This window comes from Streptomyces sp. NPDC021012, assembly GCF_044333355.1.
In the GTDB taxonomy this organism is placed as follows: Bacteria; Actinomycetota; Actinomycetes; order Streptomycetales; family Streptomycetaceae; genus Streptomyces.
In genome coordinates, this window is sequence record NZ_JBIRQU010000007.1 from 501006 (window position 1) to 510072 (window position 9067).

Sequence of the window (9067 nt, forward strand, 5' to 3'; positions counted from 1 at the left end):
GCGGTCCCCGTGCCGGGACCGGGGGCCACAGGGGTGCCCGATGGCCGGGGATGAGCGGCGGCCCCGTGTCCTGCTCCTGACCGGCGGTCCGCTGGACGGGACCGGGGGCTGTGCCGTCCGGCTCGCCTCGGACGTCCTCGGCGCCCTGCCCGAGGTGGACTTCGTCTGGTTCTCCCGGCGGCCCGGCCGGGAGCGGCCCCCGCCGGAGCACGGACGGCCCGTGCGCGTCCTTTCCGGGGGCGGGGGTCCGCTCGGCCCCGGACGGGTGCAGTCCGTGCTCGCCGGGGCCGTGTTCGCCCGCCGGGTCGCCCTGGTCCATGCCTTCCTCACGGTCGGCCGCGGCTTCCCGCTCTTCTCCCGGCTGCGCCCGCTGCTGCTCGGCGGGCGGCCGGTCCTGCACACCGTGGCCGGAGTGCCGGACCCCCGCCGCCTGGCGCACGCCCGGCCGCTGGGGATGACGGTCGCCCTGTCGGAGTCGATGGCCCGCCGGCTGAGGTCCGCCGGCTTCGGGGACGTACGGGTCGTCCCGCCCATGATCGGGCCGGACGAGTGGCCGTACCTGCCGCGTCCGCGGGGACTGCCCGCGGTCCTCTTCACGGGGTACCACGATCCGGGCGGCGGGGCGGAGACCGCGATCGACGCCGCGGCGGAGGCCCAACGGGAGGGGGCCAGGTTCCGGCTGGTGCTCGCCATGCGCACACGGCCGGGGCAGGACGCCGCGGGGCTGGCCGAGGCGCTGCGGGAGCGGGCCGGGGCGGCGGGGCTCACCGACTTCGAGGTGCGCGGCCACGTCGGGGACATGCACGCGCTGCTGGCCTCCGCCCATGTGCTGCTGTTCCCGCCGGCCGTGCTCGGCCACGCGGACATCCCGCTCACCGTGCTCCAGGCGCTGGCCTCGGGGCGGCCCGCGATCCTCAGCGACCTCCCGCAGTTCGCCGACTTCGGCCACGCCGTGCTGCGGGCCCCCGCGGGCGACGCGCGCCGCACCGGGCAGCAGCTGGCGTGGCTGCTCGACCAGCCGCGTTCCTGGGACATGCTCGCCGAGCGGGGGCGGGTCCTGGTCGAGGACCACTTCGGCCCCGAACGCTTCGCGGCCCGGTACGCGGCGCTCTACCGGGAGCTGCTGTCGCCCTGAGGCGCGGGGGTTCCGGCGGGACCCGGCCGTTCCGCCGTGAGCAGCAGCATGCCGGTGTCCCCGTACTCGGGCAGGGTGTGGTCCTTCTCCAGCCGGACGATCCGCAGGCCGGTGGTGCGGGGCGCGAAGACGGCCCGCAGCGCGGCCTCGTCGACCGGGCAGGCGGGCCAGACGGGGCCGGTGCCGATGCGGTAGCTCGGCATGCCCTCCATGAAGGCGGCGAGGAGCCGGCCGCCGGGGGCGACCGCGTGGACGAAGACGTCGCAGACCTCGGTGAACTCCTCGAAGTCCTCGGTGACGCTCTCGGCGACGAAGTTCATGGAGGCGAGGTCGTAGGTGCCGGGGCGCAGGTCGCCGGCGGTGCCCCGGACGACGCGGACCCGGCGGAGCGCCTCGGCGCAGCTTTCCGGGAGGGCGGGGTCGAGGGAGCGGCAGAGGCGGTAGAAGGGCAGCCAGCTGTCATCGACGCCGTGGGTGAGCTGTCCGCGCAGATAGCGGACGCCGGCGGCACTGGGTTCGAGGGCGTCGACGCGGCGGGCGGCGGCGCCCGCCAGCATCAGCGGGTAGAGGTTGGGGCCCGCGCCCAGTTCGAGGGTGCGGGCGAGGCTGCCGGGGGCGAAGCTCCGGTAGACGCCCGCGTGGTGGTGGATGACGCCGATGTCGTACGGGTGGAGGGTGCGGTAGTTCTCGGCGAGGTAGGCGTCGACCGGCCAGGCGTCCCAGTCGGCGTCCCGGTTGCGACGCGGCCGGGCCGTCTCCGGTGACCGTGCCGTCTCAGCCGTCTCAGGCCGGACCGTCTCGGAGCGAGCCGTCTCGGGCCGTGCCGTCTCCGAGGGGCCCGGCTCCGGCGGGTCCGGCGGGGGCCGGTCCATCACTCCTCCGCGGGTCGGCCGGCGGTGACGGGGCGGACGGAGGCGGTGGACTGGAGGGGGAAGCGCGCGACGAGTTCCGTCAGGGCGGCGCACAGCTGGTCGATCTCCTCGTCGGTGTTGGCGGCGGTGATCTGGATGCGGAAGCCCACCCGGTCGCGCGGCACCAGCGGGTAGGACGCGAGCGTCACGTAGATGCCGTGCTCCCACAGGAAGGCGGCCACGGCGTCGAGGTCGTCGGCGTCGCCGAGGGGGATCTCGACGATCGGCAGGCCGTCCGTGTTGGGGGTGGCGATGCCCAGGCCCCGCACATGGGCGAGGACGCGGGCCGTCATGCCGTACAGACGGGCCCTGATCTCGTCCCCGCGCTCCTCGTTGACGTCGAGTCCGGCGAGGGCGGTGGCGAGCGAGGCGGTCGGCGAGGGCCCCGAGTACAGGTACGGGGACGCCGCCACCTTGAGGTGGTCCTTCAGCCAGCGCGGCACCGCGAGGAAGGCGAGGAGCGAGGAGAAGGCCTTGGAGAAGCCGCCGACCAGGACCAGGTTCTCGTAGGTCTCGCCGAGGTGGCGGACGATGCTGTTGCCGCGCGCGCCGTACGGGCTGGTCTCGTCGGCGCGGCGCTCCCCGATGACGCCGAAGCCGTGGGCGTCGTCGACGTACAGCAGGGCGTCGTTCTCCCGGCAGATCCGGGCGATCACGGGCAGGTCGGGATAGTTGCCGGTCATGCTGTTGACGCCGTCCATGCAGACGAGCCGGCCGGCGTCGGCGGGCGCGCCGCGCAGCAGCGCCGACAGTTCGTCCGGCCGGTCGGCGTGGAAGCGGTGGATCTCGGCGCCCTGCCCCCGGGCGCCGACGCAGCCGTCGTACACGGTGCGGTGGGCCTGCGCCTCGACGAAGACCTGGCCGCTGCCGGCGAGGAGGGGGATCACCGACTGGTGGATGAGGGTGATGGTGGGCAGCAGCAGGGTGTCGGGGGCGCCGAGGAGTTCGGTGAGCCGCTCCTCGATGCGGGGGTAGAGCCGGGGGCTGCCGAGGAGCCGGGACCAGCTGGGATGGGTGCCCCAGCGCCGTACCTCGGGCTCGATGGCCTCGATGACCTCGGGCTCCAGGTCGAGGCCGAGGTAGTTGCAGGAGGCGAAGTCGACGAGCCAGTCGTCGCCGACCCGGATGCGGCGGCCGTCGATCTCGTCGATGACGGCGTCGCACATGAGGCTGGTCCGCTGGAGGTGTTCCAGGTCGCGCCAGCGGGCCTCGCGCGGGGGCCGGGTGGTGGCGACGGCCGGGGCGGGCCGGACGACGGGACGACCGGCGGGACGGCCTGCGGGCCCGGCGCCCGCGGGAGAGGAGCGGTGCAGATAGGACTCGGCCTGGTGGGCGGTCATGGGGCGGGCGAAGAGGTAGCCCTGCCCGTACCGGCAGCCCATGTCGGCGAGCAGCGCCCGCTGCTCCTCGTGCTCGATGCCCTCGGCGACGACCTGGAGGCCGAGGACGTCGGCGATGCGCACGATGCCCTCCACGAGCGCCACCTGCTGCGGGTCGGTGGTGATGTCGTCGATGAACGACTTGTCGACCTTGAGGACGTCGATGGGGAACTCGCGGAGGTAGCTGAGCGAGGAGAACCCGGTGCCGAAGTCGTCGATGGCGATGGCGATGTCCAGGTCCTTGAGGGCGGCCATCGTGTTCCGGATCTGGGTGTCCTTGCGCATGAGGACGGTCTCGGTGAGCTCCAGGACGAGCGAGCCGGGCGCGAGTCCGGAGGAGTGGAGGGCGCGCCGCACCTCGTCGAGGAAGCCGGGGTCGCGGAACTGCCGCGCCGAGACGTTCACATTGGCGCGCAGGGGGCTGCGGCGGGGGTGGGCGCGCTGCCAGCGGGCGATGTCGAGCGCCGCGTGTTCGAGGACCCAGGCGCCCAGCGGCATGATGTGGCCGCTCTCCTCGGCGAGGGTGATGAACTGGTCGGGCGGCACCATGCCGCGCCGGGCGTGCGGCCAGCGGATGAGCGCTTCGAGACCGGCCGGGGTGCCGCCGTCGACCTCGACGATCGGCTGGTAGCGCAGGGCGAAGGCGTGGTCGGCGATGGCCGTGTCCATGCCCGCCTGGAGTTCGTGGCGGGCGACCAGCCGGGAGTGAAGCTCGGGGTGGAAGAGCCGCCAGCGTTTCTTGCCGGCGGCCTTCGCCGCGTACAGGGCGAGGTCGGCGTGGCCGAGGAGCTCCTCGGCGTGGGCGCTGTCGAGGACGGTGGCGATGCCGACGCTGGTCGACACGGAGACGGCGCCGTCGGTGAGGTGGAAGGGCTGGCTGAGGGTGTGCACGATCTCGGCCGCGAGGGTCTCGGCGTCCCGGGGTTCGCGGGCGCCCTCGATGAGGACGGCGAACTCGTCGCCGCCGAGCCGGGCGGCGGTGTCGGTGAGCCGCAGGACCGAGGTGAGCCGGCGGGCGACGGCGACGAGGAGTTCGTCGCCCACCGAGTGCCCCATGGTGTCGTTGACGACCTTGAAGTCGTCGAGGTCGACGAAGAGCATGCAGGTCAGGGTGGACTCGCGGCGGCCGCGGAGCAGCGCCCGCTCGATGCGTTCGAGGAGCAGGACGCGGTTGGGGAGCCCGGTGAGGGAGTCGTGGAAGGCCCGGTGGGTCAGCTCCCGTTCCAGTTTCCGCTGCTCGGTGACGTCGCGGAGGGTGAGGACGAGGCCGTGGACGGTCCGCTCGTCGCGCAGGTTGCTGCAGCGGACCTCGACCTCCAGTTCGCCGGAGCCCCCGTGGAGCAGCTTCCAGTCCTCCCGGGCGTCGGCGGAGCCGTGGCCGCGCGCGTCGGCGAGGACGCGCAGGGCGCCCGCCGTGTCGGCGGGGGCGAGGACCTCGGTGAGCGGGGTGCCGGGGAGCAGGGGGCGGCCGAACATGGACTCGGCGGAGGGGCTGGCGTACCGGACGGTGTCGTCGTCGTCGACGATCAGGATGACGTCCGAGGTGTTGTGCACGAGGGTGCGGAAGTAGGCCTCGCTGGTGCGGCGGTTGACCTCCTCGCTCAGCCCGAAGCGTTCGAGGGCCAGGGCCGCCTGGGAGGCCAGGGACTGGGCCGATCCCATGATCTCCGCGAGCTTCTTCTCGGGGCCCGCGAGGAGCAGCACGCCGAGCAGCGGTTCGCGTCCCGCCGGGGTCTGGAGCTCCAGGGGGCAGAGCAGGACGTGGGTCGCGGGCGTGACCTCGGCGGCGAGGGCGGGGGCGAGCCGGGTCACGGGGAGCATCCGGGTGCCGTCGGCGACGTGCTCGGGCCAGGCCGTGCCGGGCGGCCCGACCAGTTCGTCGGTACGGACGCTCCAGGGGTGCTCCGGGGTGGCCACGGCGTTGAGGCCGCCCCGGCGGTCCCGGGTGAGGAGGAGGACGTGGTGGGCGGTGCCCGCGCCGAAGAGGGTGGCCGAGGCCGTCTCGACCGCGCCGGCGACCTCGCGGGGGCTGAGGGCGGCGACGAGGGAGGCGGCGGCGACCCGGAGGCTGCGCTCGCGCGCCTCGGCCTTGCCGTGGTCGTTCATCATGCCCCAGAGCCGGGCGAGGACCAGGAGGAACATGAGCGCCGAGAAGATCGCGATGACGGCGATGTCCTTGTTCTGGTCGTGCCGCAGCGACTGGATGAGCAGCAGGGCGGGGGCGACGAGGGAGGCGCCGGCGAGCAGCGCGAGCCGGCGCTCGGCGGTGCCGGAGGCCGGTTCGGGGACCGGTTCGGTGAGGCCGGTCATGGAGGGGTGGAGGGCCGCGAGGCCCCAGGCGGTGAAGAAGACGACCCAGCCCAGGTCCCAGGGGGTGCCGACCATCCAGGTGCCCTTGAGCTGGAGGATGCCGTAGACGACGTCGGAGGTCAGGATGCCGCAGGTGCCCAGGGCGAGGAGCTGGACGGACCGGGAGCGCAGGCCGCCGGGCACGAGCAGCCGGGCGAGCATCGCGAGCATCAGGACGTCGCCGAGGGGATAGGCCATGGAGATGGCCTTCTCGGTCCAGCTCATGCCCTCGCTCCTGGCGAGCGGGGTGATCAGGTTGACCCAGCCGAGCAGCGCGAGGCCGGAGGTGAGGATCAGCGCGTCGAGGAGGACGCCGAGGTCGCGGCCGACCACCCGGTAGCGGATGAACCCGAAGAGGCCGACGGCGAACAGCGGGTAGGTGGCCAGGTACAGGGCGTCGGCGACGGACGGGAAGGGTCTGGTCTCGCCGAAGAAGGACTCCAGGGCGTTGTAGGCGGTGTCGCCGCTCACGAAGGTGAGGTTGGCCGCGGCGAGCACCAGCCAGGGCCAGCGCTTGGCGGGCCGGTGCAGCCGGACGCCCACGAGGATGGCGGCGACGCCGCTGAGCCCGATGAGCGCCCACAGGGTGGTGTGGCGGGAGGGGATGTTCAGGTACGCGACGGTCAGCAGGGTCACGGTCACGAGGTACACGAGGGTCCAGCGGCGCAGTGTCCCGGGCGCGACGGGCGGCCGGTCGAGCTGGCGCAGCGGCATCGTCGACCGCCCCCTATGCCGGGTCGGACGCCGTCGGAAGCGCCCTGGTCGCGGGTACGGACCCCGTACGGGTCCATTCTCCGGGGCGCCCGGGACGGCTGCATCTCGGCCGGGCGGGGTCCGGGCCGGCCGGGACGGCGGGCCGTCAGGAGGAGGCGCGGACCACGAGTTCGGTGGGCAGGATCCGGCGGGACCGCTCGTCAGGGCCGCCGGGCGAGGCGATCTCCTGGAGGAGCAGGCGGGCCATGGTGCGGCCCATCTCCTCGATGGGCTGGCGCACGCTCGTCAGCGGCGGGTCCATGTGCCGGGCGACGGCGGAGTCGTCGACGCCGACGAGGGCCACGTCCTCGGGGACCCGGCGGCCGGCCTCCCGCAGGACGCTCCGCGCGCCGGCCGCCATCACGTCCGAGGCGGCGAAGACGGCGTCCAGGCCGGGCCTGCGGTCCAGGAGCTCCCGCATGGCGCGCCGGCCGCCCTCCTCGGTGAAGTCTCCGTGGGCGACGAGCGCCTCGTCGGGGGCGAGCCCGGCCTCCGCGAGGCCCTGGCGGTATCCGTCGAGGCGGCAGCGGGCCACGTACATGTCGAGGGGGCCGGTGACGGTGGCGATGCGGCTCCGGCCGCGCGCCGCGAGGTGGGCGACGGCCGCCCGCCCGGCGCCGGTGTTGTCGGAGTCGACGAAGGCGACGCGCTCGGCCTCGGTGCGGCGGCCGTTGAGGACGGCGGGCAGGCCGAGGGCGCGGACCTGGTCGGGCAGCGGGTCGTCGCCGTGCACGGAGACGAGGAGGACGCCGTCGACGCGCTGGGCGGCGAGGTACTGCTCGAAACGCTGCCGCTCCTGCTCGCTGCGGATGAGGGTGAGCAGCAACTGCTTGTCGGCGTCGGCGAGTTCGGCGCTGACGCCGCGGATGATGTCGAGGAAGTACGGCTCCGCGAAGAGGCGCGCCTCGGTCTCCGGGATCACCAGGGCCACGGCGTCGGTGCGACTGCCGGCGAGGGCGCGGGCGGCCCGGTTGGGTACGTAGCCGAGTTCCGCGACGGCCCGTTCGACGGCGGCCTTGGCCTGCTCGCTCACCTTCGGAGAGCCGTTGATCACCCGGGAGACCGTGCCGCGGCCGACTCCCGCCAGGGCCGCGACCTCCTCAAGGGTGGGCCTGCCGTTCTGCCGTCCGCTCACCGCCATGTGCCGCATCTCCCCTCGGGCGCGCCGCCCCGCCTGCGTGTGCAGGCGAACCTACCAGTCGTGGCGGGGCGGCCCCGGGGCCCGTGACAGGCTCTCTCAGACGCCGGTCGGAGCGAGCTCGGCCATGGCACCCCAGCCCTGCTGCGGGACCTCGACGTTGATGATCTCGGGAGTGGCGGCGATGGCCCCGGCCATGGCCTCCAGGCCGGCCGCGAAGTGCGGAGAGGCGACGTGGACGGCACCCGCCTCGGCGTCGGCGAAGGCCTCCAGAAGAACGAAGACGTTCGGGTCGTCGACGCTCCGGGACCAGTCGAAGAACAGGTTCCCGGACTCCGCGCGGGTGGCACGGGTGAACTCGTCGACCAGGTCGAGCCAGCGGTCGGCCTGGTCGGGACGGACGGTGAAGCGGACGGCGATGAAGATCATGCGTCCACCTTGGGGTGGCGGGGGGCGACGGGTCGAACGGGACGGTTCGGGATTCCGGCAGGGCCGGAAAGGGGGGTGGGCCCCGGTCCCCCGTACGCCGTCACGGCACCGCCGGGAACTCCGGTGCCGCGCGGGTCAGCGCGGCTCGGATCTCGCCCTGGCGCCGGGCGAAGTCGGCGGTGGGCAGGGAGACGGACAGGGCGTGCACGATGCCGTCGCCGCGCTCGGGCAGGGCGACGGCGAGACAGGTGTACGCGAGGTCGGCCTCCCCCACCGAGACGGCGAAGCCCTGGCCGCGCACCCGGTCCACCTCGGCCTCGAAGCGTTCGGCGCTGGTGATGGTCCGCTCGGTGAAGCGGGCCATACCGTGCTCCGCCAGGTACCGGCGGCGCAGCGGGCGCGGCAGCGCGGCGAGCAGAGCCTTGCCGTGGGCGGTCGCGTGGGCGCGGACCTCGGGACCCGGGGTGAAGGGGTGGCCGGTGTCGGTGACGGGGGCCGTGGTGTCGACGACGGTGATCAGGCCGTCGCGGTACGCGGTGTGGTACGCCTCCGCCCCCGTGGCCCGCCGCAGCCGCCCGAGGAGCTCGCCGGTTCCCGCACCGAGCCCGTGGTGCCGCTGGTGGGAGCGGTGCAGGGCCGGGACGCGGGGTCCGGGCGCGTACCCCTCGGCGGTACGGACCAGATAGCCGCGGGCCAGCAGGGGCCCGGTCACGTGATACACGGTCGAGAGCGCACAGCCGAGCCTCCTCGCCAGCGCCTTCGCCCCGACGGGTCGGTCCGCGTCGGCGACGACGTCGAGAACGGCGAGGGCCCGGTCGACGGACTGGGGGCCGGGTGTGACAGCCATCGCTCCAGCTTATGCGTCCCGCCGCCGCCCCCCCGTTGTGGGCAATCGTTCCGCTGGGGCGGAACGGGTGGGCACAACGGACCCGCGCCCTGCCGGCGCCAGAGGCTTACGAGCCTGAACCCGCAC

General features: G+C 74.3%; 6 protein-coding genes. 1 reads left to right on the forward strand and 5 read right to left on the reverse strand.

Annotated features, from left to right (window positions below):
- Window positions 1-40 precede the first annotated feature (40 nt).
- Window positions 41-1135, forward strand: a complete 1095-nt coding sequence (locus ACH4TP_RS25310) for a glycosyltransferase family 4 protein (RefSeq protein WP_398182464.1) — start codon at window positions 41-43, stop codon at window positions 1133-1135.
- On the opposite strand, the gene ACH4TP_RS25315 is transcribed toward ACH4TP_RS25310, so the two are convergent.
- The 5 genes from ACH4TP_RS25315 to ACH4TP_RS25335 all read right to left on the reverse strand — a co-directional run bounded on the left by ACH4TP_RS25315 (window position 1111) and on the right by ACH4TP_RS25335 (window position 8941).
- Window positions 1111-2007, reverse strand: a complete 897-nt coding sequence (locus ACH4TP_RS25315) for a class I SAM-dependent methyltransferase (protein WP_398439227.1) — start codon at window positions 2005-2007, stop codon at window positions 1111-1113. The two genes, ACH4TP_RS25310 and ACH4TP_RS25315, sit on opposite strands and share 25 nt — an antisense overlap.
- Complete coding sequence (locus ACH4TP_RS25320) at window positions 2007-6488, reverse strand: aminotransferase class I/II-fold pyridoxal phosphate-dependent enzyme (protein ID WP_398439228.1); 4482 nt, start codon at window positions 6486-6488, stop codon at window positions 2007-2009. Before ACH4TP_RS25320 ends, ACH4TP_RS25315 begins: the two co-directional genes overlap by 1 nt.
- A 145-nt stretch (window positions 6489-6633) precedes the next feature.
- Window positions 6634-7668 (reverse strand): LacI family DNA-binding transcriptional regulator, encoded by a 1035-nt coding sequence (locus tag ACH4TP_RS25325; protein ID WP_398182455.1) that lies wholly within the window; start codon window positions 7666-7668, stop codon window positions 6634-6636.
- Between the two features lie 96 nt (window positions 7669-7764).
- The gene (locus tag ACH4TP_RS25330; protein ID WP_389226324.1) at window positions 7765-8094 is read right to left on the reverse strand and encodes a putative quinol monooxygenase; all 330 of its coding nucleotides are present in this window, start codon (window positions 8092-8094) and stop codon (window positions 7765-7767) included.
- A gap of 100 nt (window positions 8095-8194) precedes the next feature.
- Window positions 8195-8941, reverse strand: a complete 747-nt coding sequence (locus ACH4TP_RS25335) for an IclR family transcriptional regulator (protein ID WP_398182451.1) — start codon at window positions 8939-8941, stop codon at window positions 8195-8197.
- Window positions 8942-9067: the final 126 nt, after the last annotated feature.

Excerpts from the sequence above, each read along its gene's own strand:
- ACH4TP_RS25325 (WP_398182455.1), bottom strand. The coding sequence starts at position 7,668 with ATGGCGGTGAGCGGACGGCAGAACGGCAGGCCCACCCTTGAGGAGGTC.
- ACH4TP_RS25335 (WP_398182451.1), bottom strand. The coding sequence starts at position 8,941 with ATGGCTGTCACACCCGGCCCCCAGTCCGTCGACCGGGCCCTCGCCGTT.
- ACH4TP_RS25315 (WP_398439227.1), bottom strand. The coding sequence starts at position 2,007 with ATGGACCGGCCCCCGCCGGACCCGCCGGAGCCGGGCCCCTCGGAGACG.
- ACH4TP_RS25310 (WP_398182464.1), top strand. The coding sequence starts at position 41 with ATGGCCGGGGATGAGCGGCGGCCCCGTGTCCTGCTCCTGACCGGCGGT.
- ACH4TP_RS25330 (WP_389226324.1), bottom strand. The coding sequence starts at position 8,094 with ATGATCTTCATCGCCGTCCGCTTCACCGTCCGTCCCGACCAGGCCGAC.
- ACH4TP_RS25320 (WP_398439228.1), bottom strand. The coding sequence starts at position 6,488 with ATGCCGCTGCGCCAGCTCGACCGGCCGCCCGTCGCGCCCGGGACACTG.